At 67.1% G+C, this 17,266-nt stretch carries 20 protein-coding genes; 18 read left to right on the top strand and 2 right to left on the bottom strand.

All coding sequences use genetic code 11. The features are described 5' to 3' along the window. Positions 1 to 133: 133 nt before the first annotated feature. The 8 genes from H5407_RS16925 (at position 134) to H5407_RS16890 (ending at position 6,781) form a co-directional block, all read left to right on the top strand. Entirely contained in the window at positions 134 to 574 is a 441-nt protein-coding gene (locus H5407_RS16925) for an META domain-containing protein (RefSeq protein ID WP_183105650.1), read from the top strand. A gap of 116 nt (positions 575 to 690) precedes the next feature. Continuing rightward, the gene (locus H5407_RS16920; protein ID WP_220800649.1) at positions 691 to 1,188 is read left to right on the top strand and encodes a hypothetical protein; all 498 of its coding nucleotides are present in this window, start codon (positions 691 to 693) and stop codon (positions 1,186 to 1,188) included. Between the two features lie 76 nt (positions 1,189 to 1,264). Then, positions 1,265 to 1,795, top strand: a complete 531-nt coding sequence (locus H5407_RS16915; RefSeq protein WP_183105649.1) for a YbaK/EbsC family protein — start codon at positions 1,265 to 1,267, stop codon at positions 1,793 to 1,795. After that, positions 1,792 to 2,031, top strand: coding sequence for a DUF1289 domain-containing protein (locus H5407_RS16910; RefSeq protein WP_183105648.1), 240 nt, complete (start codon positions 1,792 to 1,794; stop codon positions 2,029 to 2,031). The genes H5407_RS16915 and H5407_RS16910 overlap by 4 nt, the downstream gene beginning before the upstream one ends. Before the next feature lie 33 nt (positions 2,032 to 2,064). Beyond that, positions 2,065 to 2,712 (top strand): 2-hydroxychromene-2-carboxylate isomerase, encoded by a 648-nt coding sequence (locus H5407_RS16905; RefSeq protein WP_183105647.1) that lies wholly within the window; start codon positions 2,065 to 2,067, stop codon positions 2,710 to 2,712. A 262-nt stretch (positions 2,713 to 2,974) separates the two neighbouring features. Next, entirely contained in the window at positions 2,975 to 4,657 is a 1,683-nt protein-coding gene (locus H5407_RS16900; RefSeq protein ID WP_183105646.1) for an MFS transporter, read from the top strand. A gap of 350 nt (positions 4,658 to 5,007) precedes the next feature. Then, a complete protein-coding gene (locus H5407_RS16895; protein WP_183105645.1) occupies positions 5,008 to 5,514 on the top strand; it encodes a hypothetical protein in 507 nt (168 codons plus the stop codon). Between the two features lie 223 nt (positions 5,515 to 5,737). Continuing rightward, a complete protein-coding gene (locus H5407_RS16890; RefSeq protein ID WP_255501293.1) occupies positions 5,738 to 6,781 on the top strand; it encodes a LacI family DNA-binding transcriptional regulator in 1,044 nt (347 codons plus the stop codon). A 194-nt stretch (positions 6,782 to 6,975) separates the two neighbouring features. On the opposite strand, the gene H5407_RS16885 is transcribed toward H5407_RS16890, so the two are convergent. After that, a complete protein-coding gene (locus tag H5407_RS16885) occupies positions 6,976 to 7,242 on the bottom strand; it encodes a hypothetical protein (RefSeq protein ID WP_183105644.1) in 267 nt (88 codons plus the stop codon). A gap of 39 nt (positions 7,243 to 7,281) precedes the next feature. On the opposite strand from H5407_RS16885, the gene H5407_RS16880 reads away from it, so the two are divergent. The 8 genes from H5407_RS16880 (at position 7,282) to H5407_RS16850 (ending at position 13,241) form a co-directional block, all read left to right on the top strand. Next, positions 7,282 to 7,689, top strand: coding sequence for a hypothetical protein (locus tag H5407_RS16880; protein WP_183105643.1), 408 nt, complete (start codon positions 7,282 to 7,284; stop codon positions 7,687 to 7,689). Further along, positions 7,683 to 8,216 (top strand): hypothetical protein, encoded by a 534-nt coding sequence (locus H5407_RS16875; protein WP_183105642.1) that lies wholly within the window; start codon positions 7,683 to 7,685, stop codon positions 8,214 to 8,216. The genes H5407_RS16880 and H5407_RS16875 overlap by 7 nt, the downstream gene beginning before the upstream one ends. A gap of 63 nt (positions 8,217 to 8,279) precedes the next feature. Further along, positions 8,280 to 8,405: a hypothetical protein gene (locus H5407_RS24375; protein ID WP_255501292.1), complete on the top strand. Its 126-nt coding sequence runs from the start codon at positions 8,280 to 8,282 to the stop codon at positions 8,403 to 8,405. Positions 8,406 to 8,483: 78 nt separating this feature from the next. Further along, complete coding sequence (locus H5407_RS16870; RefSeq protein ID WP_183105641.1) at positions 8,484 to 8,636, top strand: hypothetical protein; 153 nt, start codon at positions 8,484 to 8,486, stop codon at positions 8,634 to 8,636. Between the two features lie 75 nt (positions 8,637 to 8,711). After that, a complete protein-coding gene (gene gtfA / locus H5407_RS16865) occupies positions 8,712 to 10,193 on the top strand; it encodes a sucrose phosphorylase (protein WP_183105640.1) in 1,482 nt (493 codons plus the stop codon). A gap of 93 nt (positions 10,194 to 10,286) precedes the next feature. After that, positions 10,287 to 10,484, top strand: a complete 198-nt coding sequence (locus H5407_RS16860) for a hypothetical protein (protein WP_183105639.1) — start codon at positions 10,287 to 10,289, stop codon at positions 10,482 to 10,484. A gap of 109 nt (positions 10,485 to 10,593) precedes the next feature. After that, positions 10,594 to 12,558 carry a type IV pili methyl-accepting chemotaxis transducer N-terminal domain-containing protein gene (locus H5407_RS16855; protein ID WP_183105638.1) on the top strand — a complete coding sequence of 655 codons (1,965 nt, stop codon included), beginning with the start codon at positions 10,594 to 10,596 and terminating at the stop codon, positions 12,556 to 12,558. An 8-nt stretch (positions 12,559 to 12,566) separates the two neighbouring features. After that, on the top strand, positions 12,567 to 13,241 hold the full coding sequence (locus H5407_RS16850; protein WP_183105671.1) for a response regulator: 675 nt from the start codon (positions 12,567 to 12,569) through the stop codon (positions 13,239 to 13,241). A 112-nt stretch (positions 13,242 to 13,353) separates the two neighbouring features. On the opposite strand, the gene H5407_RS16845 is transcribed toward H5407_RS16850, so the two are convergent. Next, complete coding sequence (locus H5407_RS16845) at positions 13,354 to 13,917, bottom strand: outer membrane beta-barrel protein (protein WP_183105637.1); 564 nt, start codon at positions 13,915 to 13,917, stop codon at positions 13,354 to 13,356. Between the two features lie 324 nt (positions 13,918 to 14,241). On the opposite strand from H5407_RS16845, the gene H5407_RS16840 reads away from it, so the two are divergent. Together H5407_RS16840 and H5407_RS16835 are read left to right on the top strand one after the other, a co-directional pair. After that, the gene (locus H5407_RS16840; protein WP_183105636.1) at positions 14,242 to 15,534 is read left to right on the top strand and encodes a nitrate/nitrite transporter; all 1,293 of its coding nucleotides are present in this window, start codon (positions 14,242 to 14,244) and stop codon (positions 15,532 to 15,534) included. Positions 15,535 to 15,564: 30 nt separating this feature from the next. Continuing rightward, positions 15,565 to 17,220 carry an MFS transporter gene (locus H5407_RS16835; protein ID WP_183105635.1) on the top strand — a complete coding sequence of 552 codons (1,656 nt, stop codon included), beginning with the start codon at positions 15,565 to 15,567 and terminating at the stop codon, positions 17,218 to 17,220. Positions 17,221 to 17,266: the final 46 nt, after the last annotated feature.

Below are 17,266 nucleotides of genomic sequence, written 5' to 3'. Positions count from 1 at the left end.
CACAGCACCTGCGAGTGCGCTGCAGGCGATCCCGAAGGGCCGCTAACATGGGCCGATGTCGTGCAAGAACACCCCAGCGCGCAGGACCTCGACGGTGCTGCTTCCGGCCCTTCTCTGCGCCGGCCTGAGCCTGATGGCGATCCCGCTCGGCGCGGCCGAGCGGACTGATCCGGAGACTGCGCCCCGCGCCGCGGCCTCCGCGGCCTCCGGCACGCAGCAGGCGCTGCAGCAGGGCCTGCTGGACGTGCGGTGGCGCGTGAAGGAGCTGCTGGGCTCTCCGCTGGGCGCGGCCGCCGGCGGGGCGAGGGCGCCCCACCTGGTCCTGGATGCTGCGCATCTGCGCCTGTCCGGTAGCGGCGGCTGCAACCGGCTGATGGGCAACTTCGCGCTGGAAGGGCAACGCATCCAGTTCAAGCGCGTGCTCACCACCATGATGAGCTGCCCCCAGGGCATGGCGCAGGAGCGTTCGCTGATCGAGGTCTTGGGCCAGGTGCAGCGCTGGCACATCGAGGATCGTGTCCTGATGCTCATGAACTGGCAGCAGCAAGTCCTGGTGAAGCTGCAGCGCGACTGAGGCCGCGTGCGAGTCCGCCAGTGAGGCCGCGAGTCCAGCCAGGCATGTAAGCGCTTGTGAAAGCCGGTCCACCGGCGGCGCGCCGACTGCGTTGGACGGGCAGAATGGAGATCCTCATGCAGATTCGATCCACCACCCGAGCCCTCGCCCGATCCGCTGCCGGTCTGTGCGCTGCCGTGCTGCTGGCGCTGACCTCCCAGGCCCAGGCCGCCGACGTCGGCATTTCGCTGAGTGTCGTGCAGCCTGGCGTCTACGGCCGCATCGACATCGGTCCTCAGTACCGCCCCGACGTGGTCTATGCCGAGCCGGTGTGGATCCAGCGTCCCCGCCATGTGTACCGCGCTCCGGCGCCCATCTATCTGTATGCACCGCCCCACCATGTGCGTGACTGGGGACGCTACTGCGGCAGCTACGCCGCTTGCGGCCGGCCGGTGTTCTTCATTGAGGAGCGCTGGGTGCGCGACTGGCACGACCACCGCGGCTGGGAGCATTCCCACGGCCACCGTCATGGTCGAGGCCATAACAAGCACGGCCATGGCCACGATCGCGGGTGGGACCGCGACGATGACGACGATGGCGACCGCTACGCCCCGCAGCGCGGCCGCCGCGATTGACGGGATTGCTAGGTCTTCGCCGAGGGGATTGACCCGCCCCGCCGCGCCCCGCGTCCGCTGCTGACACAATGGCGGCATGAGCGAGATCCTGTCGACCCAGCCCCTGGTCCCGGCTGCAGTGCCCTCTCATGAGGGCTTTGAACGCGTGCGCGGCACCCTGCAGCAACTGTCCCACGAGCACCCGCCGCTCTGGCTGGAGGTGGCCGCGCGCACCGCTCAGGAAGCGGCGGACGCCCTGGGCGTGAGCCTGGGCCAGATTGCCAAGAGCGTGGTCTTCCGCCGCCGGGCCGACGAAGCCGCGGTGCTGGTGATCGCTGCCGGCGATCGCCGGGTGGACGAGAAGAAACTGCAGGCCCACAGCGGTCCTCTGGGTCGGGCCGACGCCGACTTCGTCAAGGCGCGCACCGGCTTTTCGATCGGTGGTGTGTCGCCCCTTGGCTTTGCTCCGGCCGCCGGCCTGCCGATGCCGCTGCTCTACATCGACGCCTCCCTGTTCCGCTTTGACCGCATCTGGGCTGCGGCGGGACATCCCAATGGCGTCTTCCCGATGACGCCCCGGCAGCTGCAGCAACTGACCGGCGCCACCGTGGTCGAGGTGGTGCAATGAGCGCACTGCCCCTGACGCCGCCGCCCGCGCCCCGCGTGGGCTCGCCCTGCACCAATGTCTGCCGCATCCACCAGCCCACCGGCTGGTGCGAGGGCTGTGCCCGCACCATTCCCGAGATCACCGCCTGGTCCAAGGCGGATGACGCCACGCGCCTGGAGATCCTCGCCCGGCTGCCGCAGCGTCGCCAGCAACTGGTGGAGCAGGGCATCTTCACCGCGGCTGAGCCCAGTGTCTGAAGCCCCGGCCGGGGCGTGAAACAGGAGTCCGGCATGCGCCATCTGCAGTTCTATTTCGACCCCGTTTCGCCCTATGCGGCCCTGGCCTTCGCCCGGCTGCCGGAGGTCCTGGAAGGGCTGGATGTGGTGGTGGACTATGTGCCCGTACTCTTCGCTGGATTTCTCAAGGCCCATGGCCACAAGGGGCCGGCCGAGATCCCGGGCAAGCGCAGCTGGACCTACCGCCAGGTGCTCTGGGAGGCCCACCGCCTGGGCCTGCCGCTGCAGCTGCCGGTGCACCATCCCTTCAATCCCCTGGCCCTGCTGCGCCTGTGCTGGGCCGCCGCACCAGCGGGCCGGACCCCCTCTCGCTGGGTGGTGGAGCAGGTCTTGCGCCACGTCTGGGAAGGCGGCGGCGATCCCCTGGACCCGCAGCGCCTGCAGGCCTTGCAGACCCTGCTGGCGCCGCCCCTGGATCCTTCGTCCGACGAGGTCAAGTCGCGCCTGCGCCAGGCGACTGATGAAGGTCTGGCCGCCGGCCTTTTCGGCGTGCCCACCGTGCTGGTGGAGGGCGAGATGTTCTGGGGCCTGGACGGGCTGCCCATGCTCTCGGCCTGGCTGCGCGGCGATCCCTGGTTCCAGGCCGGTGGCTGGGAGCAGGCCGCCCGCCTGCCTGTGGGTCAGGCCCGGCCCGGCAGCTGAGCCTGCCCTGGGGACCGACGCCGCGCAGATTCACGCGGGTCCCGGTGATAGGCAAGACCTGACCCCACGCCCCCGCGCGTCTCGGGGCTTTCCCCACTGGGGGGTGTCAATTTCTCTATGTGAAATGCCCCATGCGGGTTGCAACGGGTTTCGTCAGCCAACGTTCAGGCTCGCGTCAGATCGAGGTCAGAGGAGGGGATCACAGTCGCTCCAAGGCTCACCGGGGTGGTGAACCTCAGACGACAGATCCAGGAGACAAAACATGGCGACTGCTTCCGCAGTGTCGACCAGTACGCCGATGACGGCTGAAGAGAAGAAGGTCATCTTCGCCTCTTCGCTCGGCACGGTGTTCGAGTGGTACGACTTCTACCTCTACGGTTCGCTGGCAGCCATCATTGCCAAGCAGTTCTTCTCGGGCCTGGACCCGTCCGCGGCCTTCATCGCCTCGCTGCTGGCCTTTGCCGCCGGCTTCATCGTGCGCCCCTTCGGCGCCCTGGTGTTCGGGCGACTGGGCGACATGATCGGCCGCAAGTACACCTTCCTGGTCACCATCCTGATCATGGGCCTGTCGACCTTCATCGTCGGCGTGCTTCCCAGCTATGCCTCCATTGGCGCGGCAGCCCCGGTCATCCTGATCGGCCTGCGCATGCTGCAGGGCCTGGCTCTGGGCGGTGAGTACGGCGGTGCTGCCACCTATGTGGCCGAGCATGCCCCGCAAGGCAGGCGCGGCGCCTACACCTCCTGGATCCAGACCACGGCGACGCTGGGCCTGTTCCTGTCGCTGATGGTGATCCTGGGCACCCGTACCGCCATCGGCGAGACGGCCTTCGCTGAGTGGGGCTGGCGCGTTCCCTTCATCGTCTCCATCCTGCTGCTGGCCATCAGCGTCTGGATCCGCCTGTCGATGAATGAATCGCCGGCCTTCCAGAAGATGAAGGCCGAGGGCAAGACCTCCAAGGCGCCGCTGTCCGAGTCCTTCGGCCAGTGGAAGAACCTGAAGATCGTGCTGCTGGCGCTGTTCGGCCTCGTGGCCGGCCAGGGTGTGGTGTGGTACTCGGGCCAGTTCTACGCGCTGTTCTTCCTGACCAGCGTGCTGAAGGTGGACTCGGCCACGGCCAACATCCTGGTGGCCGTGTCCCTGATCATCGGCACGCCCTTCTTCGTGGTCTTCGGCACCCTGTCCGACAAGATCGGCCGCAAGCCCATCATCATGGCGGGCCTGCTGCTGGCCATCGTGACCTACTTCCCGCTGTTCAAGGCCCTGACCGACGCCGCCAACCCGGATCTCGCCAAGGCCCAGGCCACGGCCAAGATCACGCTGACCGTGGATCCGGCTACCTGCTCTTTCCAGGGCAGCCCGGTGGCTCGCGAGGTGGACTTCACCAGCTCCTGCGACATCGCCAAGCGCGCCCTGGCCCAGTCGGCCGCCAGCTACGAGACCATCCCCGGTCCGGCCGGGACCGTGGCTCAGGTCAAGGTCGGCGAGACCGTCGTCAACTCCCTGAACGCCACCAAGGCCACGGAGCACAAGTTCGACGAGGCCAGCACTAAGGGCATCGCCGCCTTCAAGAAGGAACTGGGCGATGCGCTGAAGGGCGCAGGCTATCCTGCCAAGGCCGATCCGGCCAAGGTCAACAAGCCGCTGGTCGTGGCCATCCTGAGCGTGCTGGTGATCTACGTGACCATGGTCTACGGCCCGATCGCCGCCATGCTGGTGGAGATGTTCCCGACCCGCATCCGCTACACCTCCATGAGCCTGCCGTACCACATCGGCAATGGCTGGTTCGGCGGCCTGCTGCCCTCCATCACCTTCGCGATGGTGGCGCAGAACGGCAACATCTATCACGGCCTCTGGTACCCCATCGGCGTGGCCGCGATGAGCTTCGTGATCGGCATGCTCTTCGTCCGTGAGACCAAGGACGTGGACATCTACGCCCGCGATTGATGACTGTCAACCGGCCGAGGGGCTGCACCCTCGACAGTGACAACCGGCCGCCGCAGCCCGCGTCAATGCGCTGACACACTGCGGTGCGCCTGAGTACAACGCCTTGCAACGAGAGTTGTGAGGCGTTGCCGCTTCTCGGCCATGAGCGAAGCCAGGGCCTGAGCGAGCAGGACGCAAGGCGGACAAGCTGGTCCCGCATGGCGCAGTCGAACGGGACCGCAGCGCCTGCATGCGCAAGCTCTGCCGCATGCGTGGGAGTCCCAGCATTGATTCGAAAGGCCTTCTAGCGCGTGCATGCCCGCGCCAGTGTGAGCTCCACTCGGCTGCTGTTTTCTTGTACAGGCAACCAGATGAGATCCAATGAATTGATGCGGTCAGGTCTCCTTTTCTGCATCTTGGGAGCTCTTGGGGGCTGCCTTCTATGGGTGCTTTGCGATGATTTCCCCCTCGTCCCAGGTGACGTGGCATTGGCTGTTGGCAAGGCTCTCGCGCATACAGCGCTGGATTGGTCAGGCAGCAAGCGAATAGCGCAGATCTTGCTGATGCTGGGAAGCTATGGGCTCCGAGGCGCTGCCTATTCGATAGGCTTCGGCGCGGTGATCGGCCTGCTTGCGATGGCCTCATCAAGGAAGAGGGCAATGATCTACTCTGCGCCCCTAATTCCGTTGATGGCTCATGTGGCTACCTACGTTTATCTCTACCCTCTGGAAGAGTCGATTTCAGAGAGGCTCTGGCAGGATTTTGAACTCAATTCCTTCTTTGGGATTTCGATATACCTGCCGTTTCTCATGGCAGCCGAGGCGGCAATCGCTGTCAAGCGACGCTGGCTGAGCAGGCGCCAAGCCGGTCCTACATAGGCGGCTTGTCAGCGTTCTTTCCGCCCCCGTGCCCGCCAGGGCGGGGCTCCTCCCGTGCCTAGGACCGTCATGAAGCATCGCAGGGTGCTTCCAGAAGAACGTCGGAACGCAAGCGGCTTCTTTCCGGCTGTTTGCAGTTCTATTTCACATCCTGGCCCGGCTCGCCTTCATGGTCTGCAGAGACCTTCCGTCCGCCGCCAGAGGCCGCAGTATGCTTGCGCCCATGAGCGAAGAGAAGTCCGTCCCGCGCGCCGAACAGCGCCGCCTGCAGATGGCCGACATCGCGCGCCTGGCCGGCGTGTCGGTGTCCACCGTGTCACGCGCCCTCAACGGCAGCACGCTGGTGAACCCCGAGACCCGGCAGCGGGTCGCCGACCTGGCCCGCTCGCTGAACTACTCGATCAACCTCAGCGCGCAGAATCTGCGCCTGCAGAAGAACCGCACCATCGCGGTGGTCGTGCCCTACGACGCCGACTCCCGCCAGCACATCTCCGACCCCTTCTTCCTGTCCATCGTCGGCGCCATTGCCGACGCCCTGACGGACCGCGGCTACGACATGCTGCTGCAGCGCGTGGATGCCGAGCACCTGGACCAGGCCTCGCACGCGGTGGATTCGGGCAAGGCCGCCGGCCTGCTGATCATCGGCCAGTGGCGGCACCACGACCAGCTCAACGAGCTGGCCGCGCGCAAGCTGCCCGTGGTGGTCTGGGGGGCACAGCTGCCGCAGCAGCTCTACTGCAGCGTCGGGGGGGACAATGTCCTGGGTGGACGCCTGGCCACCGAGCACATGCTGTCCCTGGGCCGGCGCCGCATCGCCTTCCTGGGCGATGCCGAGCTGCCCGAGGTCATGCACCGCCGTGAAGGCTACTGGCAGGCCCTGCGCACGGCCGGCATCCAGCCCGACCCGGCGCTGGAGCTGCCGGCCCCCTTCGAGGTCAGCATGGCGCGCCGGCAGATGCTGGACTTCTTCGGCGCGCACCGCGACATCGACGCCGTCGTCGCCTGCAGCGACCTGCTGGCCCTGCAGTCCTTGCAGGTGCTGCGCGCCCTGGGCCGCCGTGTCCCGGAGGAGGTGGCTGTCATCGGCTATGACGACATGCCCCTCGCGACCTACAGCGACCCCCCGCTGTCCAGCGTGCACCAGCCGGTCTCCAAGGCCGGCGCCGAGCTGGTCGCGGCCTTGCTGAAGATGCTGGAAGGCGAGCGCCTGGCGCCCATCACGCTGCCGGTGCACCTGAGCCTGCGCGCGAGCGCGCCGGTGCGCTGAGCGACCGAGGGGCCGCGTGCAGCGGTCCCTACCGGGCCTGCCGCGTGCAGCGGTCCCTGCTTGGCCTGCCGCGTGCAGCGGTCCCAGTCTGGCCTGCCGGGAGGCAGGGTCTTCGGCTCGACGGGGGCCCGTGAACGGGGCGCGGACCTTCAGACTTGAGGAGGTTCCGCATGACTGCCGTTGACCGGACTGGGTCATCTGAATAACGGCATAAGTGCGTGCCCTGAAAGCAGAGGAAGGCAGCGGAAGGCACGGCGGCGCGTGATGCCAGGCGTCGTCGGCCCGTCGATCTTCCAGTGCGCCGCACCTCCGATCATCCACATCAGGGAGCAGTCGATGTCTTGCCGTCCCTGGCGCACCATCATGCGCCGGTCCACCTGGTCGTCCGAGAAGGCGCTGGCCGCGCCCGGAGGATCCTCCAGCCTCGCCATGTCCCTGGCGGCAGCGGGGCTCTTGTGCATGCCCTCGGCCTCGACGGCGGCGCCCTGCATTGCTTCGGCATGGCCTCGTCCAGGGCCCGGCTGCCAGCCTGGTCGCGTGACGGCAGCCGGATCGCCTACATCGACGATGCGGACCCGGGCTCGGCCCTGGCCTGGCTGGTGGTGATCGACCCGCAGGGCCGGGCGCTGTCCCGCCTGCCCATCAAGCCCCTGGCCGTCGGCGAGGGGTGCAGTGGCATGCGTTTCGTCGAGTCGCTGGAATGGCTGGGCAGTGACCGCGTGGTCGCCAGCGGGAGCCTCAATCCCTCGAGCACGGAGAGCCTGGTGTTCGATCTGGGCCGCAACGCAGTGGTCGCCGAGTACGTGGACGACGGCCGTGGGGCCTCCTTCTCGCCGGACGGCAGACATGTGCTTCTCGTCGAAGGGGCCCGCATTTCACAGGTGCGGACGCGCGCGCGCCGGTGCTGAGCCTGAATGGTCAGGCCGTACTTGCCGGCCTTCTTGTCGACCTGGCTGCGATCGGCCCGGCTCGCTGGTCCGCGGACGGAACGCGTTTCGCCTTGACCGCACGGGACGCCTCCGGGCGTCATCGCCTGGTCCTCGGGCATGCGCAGACGAAGGCCGCGCGCTGGGTCGATCTCCCGCCCGTCAAGTCTGACGCGGCCCCGGCGCCTGAGCTGTTCTGGTCGGGGCATGACTTGCATGTGCAGCGCCTGGTGCCGGGCGAAAGGCAGGGGGTGGCCTCGGAGGCAAAGGGGAGCGCTCCCGGCGCTCGCCAGCTGCGCATGGATGACCATGTCCTGAGCACGGATCAGCGCGACAGTAGCTGGAAGCGCGTGGCCGAACCGGCCGCCAATCCCGTCCACGCTGCCGCGACATTGCGAGCGACCACCCAGGGGCATTCGTTGCCTGCCGGGGTTCTTGATGCCGATGTGTGGTGCAGGTCTTGCGCGCTGGACCTGGTGGCACGACGGCGCGGCGATGCTGCTGACTGAGGCCCCCACGGTCTGCACCCAGGCTTTCGCGCCTGTCCGATTCATTGTCATGAGGACTACAGCATGAATCCGTCATCTCTTCTTCGCGTGCTCGTGCTTGGCGCGGCTTGTCTCGTGGCCCAGCCCGCCAGCGCCGTGCCCAGCACCTACAGCCTTTCCGGCATTGGCAGCGGCCACCTCGGAAGCTAGGCCTTCAGTGATGCGGCATTTGTCTTCACCGGGGTCGGCGACACCGACGCCATCGCGCCCATCGGCGGCGGCGTGTGGGTGAATCCGCTGCTGTCGCTGATCTATGGCCCCTGGCTGCAGGGGCGCCCCGAGAACGTGATCCGCCTGGCCGGCGTGCTGCTGCTGGGCGCTGCGCTGGCGGTGCTGCGCGTGCGCTCGGCGCGGCCTCAGGCGCCGCCTAGCAAGACCTGACCCTGAACGCCATCGTCCGTTCTGAACCCATTTCTTTCCTGTCTCGTGCGGCCCGCCGCAGGGAATGCAGTACCCATGAAGAACCAAGTCCAACTCATCACCTACACCGACCGCCTTGGTGGCGGCGGTCTGCCTCAGCTGCGCCAGCTGCTGTCCGGTCCGGGCCCGCTGGCCGGCCTGTTCGGCGGCGTGCACCTGCTGCCCTTCTTCTTCCCCATCGACGGGGCGGACGCCGGCTTCGATCCCATCGACCATGCCCGTGTGGATCCGCGCCTGGGCGATTGGGAGGATGTGCGCGCGCTGTCCAGCGAGCTTGACGTGATGGCGGACGTCATCGTCAACCACATCTCGGCGGATTCGCCCCAGTTCCAGGACTACTCGGCCCAGGGCGAGCACTCGCCGTATGCGGGGCTCTTCCTCACGCTGGACGCCGTCTTCCCCAATGGTGCGACGGAGCAGCAGTTGTTGAAGGTCTACCGGCCGCGCCCGGGTCTTCCGCTGACCACGGCCACGCTGCGAACCGGTGAGAAGCGCATTCTCTGGACCACCTTCACGCCCCAGCAGTTGGACATCGACGTGCAGCACCCGCAGGGCCAGGCCTATCTGGACGGCATCCTGCAGCGCCTGGCCGACAGCGGCGTGCGCATGATCCGCCTGGACGCGGCGGGCTATGCGATCAAGAAGGCGGGCGAGTCCTGCTTCATGATGCCGGAGACCTTCGCCTTCATCGCCGAGTTCAGCGCCCGTGCGCAGGCTCTGGGCCTGGAGGTGCTGGTGGAGATCCATGCCTACTACCAGCGCCAGATCGAGATCGCGCGGCAGGTGGACTGGGTCTATGACTTCGCGCTGCCGCCCCTGGTGCTGCATGCCTTCGCCTTCGCAACGGCCGGGCCGCTGTTGCGATGGATCGGCATGCGGCCGACGAATGCGCTGACGGTGCTGGACACGCATGACGGCATCGGCATCATCGACATCGGCTCCGATGCCGCGGACCGCCAGGGCTCGCCCGGCCTGGTGCCGCCCGAGGAGCTGGACGCCCTGGTGGAGCGCATCCACGAGCTCAGCGGTGGCCAGAGCCGCCAGGCCACCGGCGCGGCGGCGTCCAACCTGGACCTCTACCAGGTCAACTGCAGCTTCTTCGACGCCATGGGCCGCGACGAGCGCCGCTACCTGCTGGCCCGCGCCCTGCAGTTCTTCCTGCCGGGCGTGCCCCAGGTCTACTACGTGGGCCTGCTGGCCGGCCTGAATGACATGGCGCTGCTGGAGCGCAGCGGCGTGGGCCGGGACATCAACCGCCGGCACTACACCCCCGAGGAGATCGAGGCCCAGTGCCGGCGCCCGGTGGTGCAGCAACTGCTGCAGCTGATCCGCCTGCGCAACAGCCATCCGGCCTTCGGCGGCCAGTTTGAGGCGCAGGCACTGGGCCGCTCGGGCCTGCGCCTGAGCTGGCGTGCACCCGGCGCCTCGGCGCAGCTGGAGCTGGACTTCGCCAGCCTCGTGCACACCCTGAAGTTCGAGCAGGACCACGCCCCCGCCCAGGCGCTCCAGCTGGGATGAACGCCGGATGAACGGCGCTGCCGGACCGCTCAGCCAGCTGTCAGGGAAGGTCGCCAGAATCCCCCCATCGTTTACAAACTGGGTGGATCAACCATGTGGAAACTCGTCGTCGGCTTCGTGCTCTTTGCTGCGCTGGCCCTGTTCATCCTGATGAAGAGCGGTGGTGACATCGACATGAGCGGCGAGAAGCACGACGTCGGCGCCAGCCACGCCGAGCCCGCGGCTTCCGCCGTCCTGGCGGCCTCGGCCCCCGCGGCGGCCAGCGCCCCTGCCTCGGCGGCGTCCCAGTAAGCGCGGATGGCGCGCCAGGAGGCAGGCGCTGCCGCCCACGGGCGTCCGCCTGGCCTCCATTTGACATTGATCAAGCCGGCCGGGGGGCCGCGCTTCTATCGTGCGCAGCATGCGCACCTTGCTTCGTAGCCTGGCGGGCAAGCTCGCCCTCATCCAGACCACCTTTCTGATGGTAGCCCTGGCGGCCATCGGCTTCACGCTGTGGGTCTCCTGGCAGCTGGAGGGCGGGGCGGGCGCCATCAACGAGGCCGGCCGCATGCGCATGATGACCTACCGCCTCGCGCTGGCACATGAGCGCGGCGAGGTGGGCGAGGTCAATCGCGGCGTCGAGACTTTCGACGACATGATCGCCAACCTGCGCCAGGGCGATCCCAGCCGCCCGCTCTTCATTCCCGACAACAAGGCCTGCGTCGCCCGCTTCGGTGAGGTGGCCGCGGCTTGGGTGCCTCTGCGCGCTCAACTGCTCAAGCCCGGCGGCGGGCCGCTGCTGCACCTGCAGGCGGAGCAGTTCGTGGGCACGGTGGACAGCTTCGTCTCGGCCATCGAGCGCACGATCTCCACCCGCACGGCCCTGCTGGGCGGCATGTGCTTCGGGCTGGTGGTGCTGGTGGTGGGGGCCTCGGTGGTCTTCGTCTCGGGCACCCTGGTGTGGATCGTGCGACCCCTGCAGCGCCTGCGGGACGGCCTGGCCACCATGGCCGCACGGGATTTCTCGCCGCGTATCGACGAGCGCAACTCGGTGGAGGAGTTCGCCTCCCTGGCTCAGGGCTTCAACACCATGGCCGATGCGCTGCAGCGCTCCTACCAGGGTCTGGAGGCCAAGGTCGCCGAGAAGACCGCCAGCCTGGCGCAGAAGAACGAGCGCCTGGCCGCGCTCTATGACGTGGCCCTGATGGCCAGCCATGGCAGCGACGACCGCGCTCAACTGGCCAATGACTTCGCGGTGAAGATCGCTCGCGTGGCCGGCGCCGATGCCGCCGCGGTGCGCCTGGCCAACGAGGACGGCGACCGCCTGCTCCTGCTGGGCCAGACCCGCCTGCCCCAGCGCATGAGCGAGGCCGAGCGCTGCGTGCACATGGGCGATTGCGCCTGCGGCGAGCACCTGCAGACCCAGACGGGCGCCCGCGTCATCCCCATCCGCCAGTTGGGCAGCACGGCCCTGGGCTTCTGCGAGCAGGCCGGCTACCAGACGGTGATCGCCCTGCCCATGCGCAGCGGCCAGCGCACCCTGGGCGAGGTCGAGCTCTTCTTCTACGGCGAGAAGCGGCCCGGCGAGAGCGAGTCCCAGCTGCTGGATGCCCTGGTGGGCCACTTCGGGACTCTGCTGGAGAACCTGCGCCTGGCAGCCCGCGACCGCGAGATGGCCGTCAGCGAGGAGCGCAACCTGCTGGCCCAGGAGCTGCATGATTCCATCGCCCAGTCCCTGGCCTTCCTCAAGATCCAGGTCCAGCTGCTGCGCAGCGGCCTGCTCAAGCAGCGCCAGGCCGATGTGGAGGCCGCGCTGGCCGAGATCGATGCCGGCGTGCGCGAGAGCTATGCAGACGTGCGCGAGTTGCTGCTGCATTTCCGCACCCGCCCCGGCCACGAGGACATCCAGCATGCCCTGCGCACCACGCTGTCCAAGTTCGAGCTGCAGAGCGGTATCCAGGCGCAGCTGATGGTGCACGGCAACGGTGTGCCCCTGCCGCCGGACGAGCAGATCCAGGTCCTGCACGTGGTCCAGGAAGCGCTGTCCAACGTGCGCAAGCATGCGGGGGCCCAGCACGTGGAGGTGCGTGTGATCCAGGAGCCCGCCTGGCGCTTCGAGGTCAGTGACGATGGCCGCGGCTTCGACACCGAGCATGGCCGCTTCGACGAGACCCATGTTGGGCTGCGCATCATGCGCGAGCGCGCGCAGCGCATCGGCGCGAGCCTGAGCGTGCGCCCGCGCGAGGGCGGCGGCACCGTGGTGGTGTTGGAGCTCAGCGAGGCCGATGCAAGGGAGGGCAGGGAGGAGCCCGAGGGCAGCGCGGAGGCACGCGGGCACAATGACTGGGTGGCCGCCGAGGCGCGGCAGGCTGGAGGACGTACGTGATCCGTGTGATGGTGGTGGATGACCACAAGCTGTTCCGCCGCGGGCTCATCGCCCTGCTGGCGCAGGAAGAGGGCCTTGAGATCGTGGGCGAGGCCGCCGACGGCGTCGAGGCCCTGCGCCGCGCCGAGGAACTCAAGCCCGACCTCATCCTGCTGGACAACCACATGCCTGGCGTGCTGGGCGTGGACCTGCTGCCGGACCTCCGCGGGGTGGCTCCGCAGGCCCAGGTGCTCATGCTGACCGTCAGCGAGGATGAGCAGGACCTCACCGCCGCATTGCGTGGAGGGGCGGCCGGCTATCTGCTCAAGACCATGGACGGCGCGGATCTCGCGAGTGCCCTGCGCCGTGCGCATGAGGGTGAGTCCGTGGTGAGTCCGGAGATGATGTCCAAGCTGGTCCGGGCTTTGCGGGCGAGCGCGCTGCCGGCGCCGATCCCCCAGGTTGCTGCAATGGCGGAGACGATGGTGGCGCCGGACGTGGAAGCCGGCCTCTCGCCGCGCGAGGGCGAGATCCTGCGTGAGATCGTGCAGGGTGCCAGCAACAAGGAGATCGCCCGCCGCCTGGGCATCGCCGAGACCACGGTCAAGATCCACGTGCAGCACATTCTGCGCAAGCTGGGCCTGAACTCGCGCGTGCAGGTGGCCGTGTGGGCCAGCGAGCGGGGCATCGGCCAGCCGCAATGAAAAAGCCGCTACCCGGGAGGGCAGCGGCCGAACGATATCAAAAGGGTTGTCAATCCAGTGGCAGGGTCCGGGGCCCGCCGCATTCCGATGACGGCCCCCGGATCACTCGAGATCAGAAGCGGTACTTCACGCCGGCCGAGACGTTGTTGGCGGTGCGGCCGAAGCCTTGGCCGTTGGCCGTCGGCAGGTTGTTGTAGCGGGTGACTTCACCGCGCAGCGACAGCTGATCGCTCAGCTTGTATTCCAGGCCGGCGCCCAGCTTGAAGCCCACGGTGTGGTCAGAGCCGCCAGCGCTGAAGTTGCGGTCGTAGCGGGCGGCGCCCAGGCGGCCGTACAGGGACAGGTCTTGCGTCAGGGCGGTGCTGGCCAGCAGGTCGGCGTTCAGCGCCTTGGTCTTTGCGCTGGCGTCGCCGATCTTGGCCTTGCCCAGGTCGGCATAGCCCAGTTCCACGGCGAAGTTCTTGTCGATCTTGTAGCCGCCATACAGGTTCAGGCTGTTGGCATTGCGATCGGAGCTGAGGTTGCCGGCATTCAGGTTCTGCTTGGCGCGGCCGATGTCGGCACCCATGTAGAAGCCCTGTTCCTTGTCGGCGGCATGGGCGCTGAGGCTGGCCAGGGCGATCAGGCTGCCACCGGCGGCGGTCTTGATGAGGCGGGCGATGTGCTTGGTGTTCATGGCGTTCTCTCCTTTGCTTGCTGCGAAACATTCGCGGCATGGAAAGAATTCTGTTCGTCGAGCCCCTCGGCGTCAGTGGCGCTTGCGTATGCGCTTTGTGACGGTCTTTGACAGGCCCGAGGGGTCGCCCTGCGGCCCTTCTTTCGCCCGGATGTCTTGATCAAGCGCAAGGTCCGACCATTCTCCCAATGGCCTAGTCCTTTGGAACTATGGGTCAGCGCCGGGAGCTAGTTCTTGTGCATCCGCGGCCTTGGCTCCACCGAAGGATGTTCGCAAGAGGGCCCTTTGGCCACAGTAGAGGCATGGAGAAAAAGGAGTCCGTCCATGTCTGATACCACCGCGCCCAGGCCCAATGGCAGCGGCCGCGCCCTCTCGGTCCTGATCGTCAGCACCCTGGCCTTCACGGTCTGCTTCATGGTCTGGATGATGTTCGGCGTCATCGGCATTCCCATCAAGAAGCAGCTGGGCCTGAACGCCACCGAGTTCGGCCTGCTGACCGCCACGCCCGTGCTCACCGGCTCGCTGATCCGCGTGCCCCTGGGCATCTGGACCGACAAGTTCGGCGGCCGCATCGTCTTCTTCTGCCTGATGCTGTCCTGCGTGATCCCCATCTGGCTGATGGCCTATGCCACGGCCTACTGGCACTTCCTGGCGATCGGCCTGTTCGTGGGCATGGCGGGCGGCTCCTTCTCGGTGGGTACACCCTATGTGGCCCGCTGGTTCCCAAAGCAGCGCCAAGGCTTCGCCATGGGCGTGTTCGGTGCGGGCAACTCCGGCGCCGCGGTCAACAAGTTTGTGGCGCCCGCCCTGGTCGTGGCCTTTGGCTGGACCATGGTGCCGCACGTCTACGCCGCCGTGCTGCTGGGCACGGCCATCCTGTTCTGGTTCTTCAGCTATCACGATGAATCGCACACGGTGGCCAGCAAGGCCAGCTTCGTCTCGCAGCTCAAGGCGCTGAAGGACCCCAAGGTGCTGAAGTACTGCCAGTACTACTCCATCGTCTTCGGCGGCTATGTGGCCCTGAGTCTGTGGATGGTGCAGTACTACGTCGGCGAGTACGGCCTGGACATCCGCGTGGCCGCCCTGCTGGCTGCCTGCTTCTCTCTGCCTGGCGGCGTGCTGCGCGCCATCGGCGGCTGGCTCAGCGACAAGTACGGCGCCCATGGCGTCACCTGGTGGGTGATGTGGGTGAGCTGGATCTGCCTGTTCCTGTTGTCCTATCCGCAGACCGACTTCACCGTGCAGACCGTCAACGGCGCACGCACCTTCCACATCGGCCTGAACGTCTACGGCTTCACCGGCCTGATGGCCATCCTGGGCGTGGCCTGGGCCTTCGGTAAGGCCAGCGTCTTCAAGTACATCAGCGATGACTATGGCGCCAACATCGGCACCATCAGCGGCATCGTCGGTCTGGCCGGCGGCCTGGGCGGCTTCATCCTGCCCATCATGTTCGGTGCCCTGATGGACTTCACCGGCGTGCGCTCCAGCTGCTTCATGCTGATGTACGGCGTGGTCTGGGTCTCGCTGATCTGGATGTACTGGACCGAAGTCCGCAAGACCGAAGTGATGGGCAAGAACGCCCCGGTCTCCCCCATCTCTCAATCCTTCGCGCGCTGAGCCGCGGGGACCGAGTTCGCAGGAGTAGTCATGAACACCACCACCCATCCCGCCGTGCCCGCTGCATCGAGCAGCGGTGCGGGCGACATCCAGGACTGGCGTCCCGAGGACGAGCAGTTCTGGGCACAGACCGGCAGCAAGATCGCCTACCGCAACCTCTGGATCTCGATTCCCGCGCTCCTGTGCGGCTTCGCGGTCTGGGGCATGTGGGGCATCATCACCGTGCAGATGCTGAATCTGGGCTTCCCCTTCAGCCAGGCCGAGCTCTTCACGCTGACCGCCATCGCCGGCATCTCCGGCGCCACCATGCGCATCCCGGCCTCCTTCTTGATCCGCATGGCCGGCGGCCGCAACACCATCTTCCTGACCACGGCCATGCTGCTGGCCCCGGCCATCGGCACGGGCATCGCGCTGCAGCACCCCGAGTGGCCGCTGTGGGTCTTCCAGCTGATGGCCCTGTGGTCTGGCGTGGGCGGCGGGAACTTCGCCTCGTCGATGTCCAACATCAGCACCTTCTTCCCCAAGCGCCTGCAGGGCACGGCCCTGGGCCTGAACGCCGGCCTGGGCAACTTCGGTGTCACGACCATGCAGATCGTGATCCCGCTGGTGATGACCATCGGGCTGTTCGGCGCCTTCGGCGGCGAGGCCAAGGCCCTGATCAAGGACAGCGGCTGGATCTTCGGCAAGATCAAGGCGGGCACGCCCACCTATATCCAGAACGCCGGCTTCGCCTGGGTGCTGTCCCTGGTGCCCCTGGCCGTGCTGTGCTGGTTCGGCATGAACAACCTGAAGACGGTGACGCCCAACAGTGGCTCGCCCATCAGCGCTTTCCTGAAGATCATCTACCTGTACTCGCTGGCCTTCATTCCCTCGATCGGAATGCTGTATCTCTACCTGCCGGCACCGACGGGCCTGGGCCTCTTGAACATGTGGGTCGCCATCCCGCTGGACATCATCGCCGCGCTGGTGGTGATGAAGTTGGCCGCCTTCGGCACCATGAAGGAGAACGTGGCCAAGCAGTTCGAGATCTTCAAGAACAAGCACACCTGGAGCATGACGGCGCTGTACGTCGTGACCTTCGGCAGCTTCATCGGCTTCTCGATGGCCTTGCCCTTGGCCATCACCGTGATCTTCGGCTTCATCCACGCTCCTGATGCCGCCGGCGTCATGCAGCACACGCTGAAGAACCCCAACGCCCCGTCCGCACTGACCTATGCCTGGATCGGCCCCTTCGTCGGTGCCGCCGTGCGCCCCATCGGCGGCTGGATCTCTGACAAGGTCGGCGGCTCCATCGTCACCCAGGTCATTTCGGCCATCATGGTCGTGGCCTCGGCCGCCGTGGGCTATGTGATGATGCAGGCCTACGGCTCTTCGGCCCCTGAGCAGTACTTCCCCATGTTCATGGGCCTGTTCGTGCTGCTCTTCGCCGCCAGCGGCGTGGGCAATGGCTCGACCTTCCGCAGCGTGGGCTTCATCTTCGACCGCCAGCAGGCCGGCCCCGTGCTGGGCTGGACCTCGGCCGTCGCGGCTTATGGCGCCTTCATCGCCCCCGTGCTGATCGGCCAGCAGATCAAGGCCGGCACGCCGCAATACGCCTTCTACGGCTTCTCCGTCTTCTACGCCGTGTGCCTGGTGCTGAACTGGTGGTTCTACCTGCGCGCCAAGGCCTACGTGAAGAACCCTTGAGGCCCCGGCCCTCACACGCATTCGCCGGTCGGCCCCTTCGCAGGAA

Origin of the sequence: Mitsuaria sp. WAJ17, assembly GCF_014174515.1 — a bacterium.
GTDB lineage: Bacteria > Pseudomonadota > Gammaproteobacteria > Burkholderiales > Burkholderiaceae_C > Roseateles_B.
The sequence above is the reverse complement of the archived record's forward strand: the minus strand, read 5'-3'. Positions and strand labels throughout refer to the sequence as shown.

Excerpts from the sequence above, each read along its gene's own strand:
- H5407_RS16925 (WP_183105650.1), top strand. The coding sequence starts at position 134 with ATGGCGATCCCGCTCGGCGCGGCCGAGCGGACTGATCCGGAGACTGCG.
- H5407_RS16920 (WP_220800649.1), top strand. The coding sequence starts at position 691 with ATGCAGATTCGATCCACCACCCGAGCCCTCGCCCGATCCGCTGCCGGT.
- H5407_RS16915 (WP_183105649.1), top strand. The coding sequence starts at position 1,265 with ATGAGCGAGATCCTGTCGACCCAGCCCCTGGTCCCGGCTGCAGTGCCC.
- H5407_RS16910 (WP_183105648.1), top strand. The coding sequence starts at position 1,792 with ATGAGCGCACTGCCCCTGACGCCGCCGCCCGCGCCCCGCGTGGGCTCG.
- H5407_RS16905 (WP_183105647.1), top strand. The coding sequence starts at position 2,065 with ATGCGCCATCTGCAGTTCTATTTCGACCCCGTTTCGCCCTATGCGGCC.
- H5407_RS16900 (WP_183105646.1), top strand. The coding sequence starts at position 2,975 with ATGGCGACTGCTTCCGCAGTGTCGACCAGTACGCCGATGACGGCTGAA.
- H5407_RS16895 (WP_183105645.1), top strand. The coding sequence starts at position 5,008 with ATGAGATCCAATGAATTGATGCGGTCAGGTCTCCTTTTCTGCATCTTG.
- H5407_RS16890 (WP_255501293.1), top strand. The coding sequence starts at position 5,738 with ATGAGCGAAGAGAAGTCCGTCCCGCGCGCCGAACAGCGCCGCCTGCAG.
- H5407_RS16885 (WP_183105644.1), bottom strand. The coding sequence starts at position 7,242 with ATGCACAAGAGCCCCGCTGCCGCCAGGGACATGGCGAGGCTGGAGGAT.
- H5407_RS16880 (WP_183105643.1), top strand. The coding sequence starts at position 7,282 with ATGGCCTCGTCCAGGGCCCGGCTGCCAGCCTGGTCGCGTGACGGCAGC.
- H5407_RS24375 (WP_255501292.1), top strand. The coding sequence starts at position 8,280 with ATGAATCCGTCATCTCTTCTTCGCGTGCTCGTGCTTGGCGCGGCTTGT.
- gtfA (WP_183105640.1), top strand. The coding sequence starts at position 8,712 with ATGAAGAACCAAGTCCAACTCATCACCTACACCGACCGCCTTGGTGGC.
- H5407_RS16860 (WP_183105639.1), top strand. The coding sequence starts at position 10,287 with ATGTGGAAACTCGTCGTCGGCTTCGTGCTCTTTGCTGCGCTGGCCCTG.
- H5407_RS16855 (WP_183105638.1), top strand. The coding sequence starts at position 10,594 with ATGCGCACCTTGCTTCGTAGCCTGGCGGGCAAGCTCGCCCTCATCCAG.
- H5407_RS16850 (WP_183105671.1), top strand. The coding sequence starts at position 12,567 with ATGGTGGTGGATGACCACAAGCTGTTCCGCCGCGGGCTCATCGCCCTG.
- H5407_RS16845 (WP_183105637.1), bottom strand. The coding sequence starts at position 13,917 with ATGAACACCAAGCACATCGCCCGCCTCATCAAGACCGCCGCCGGTGGC.
- H5407_RS16840 (WP_183105636.1), top strand. The coding sequence starts at position 14,242 with ATGTCTGATACCACCGCGCCCAGGCCCAATGGCAGCGGCCGCGCCCTC.
- H5407_RS16835 (WP_183105635.1), top strand. The coding sequence starts at position 15,565 with ATGAACACCACCACCCATCCCGCCGTGCCCGCTGCATCGAGCAGCGGT.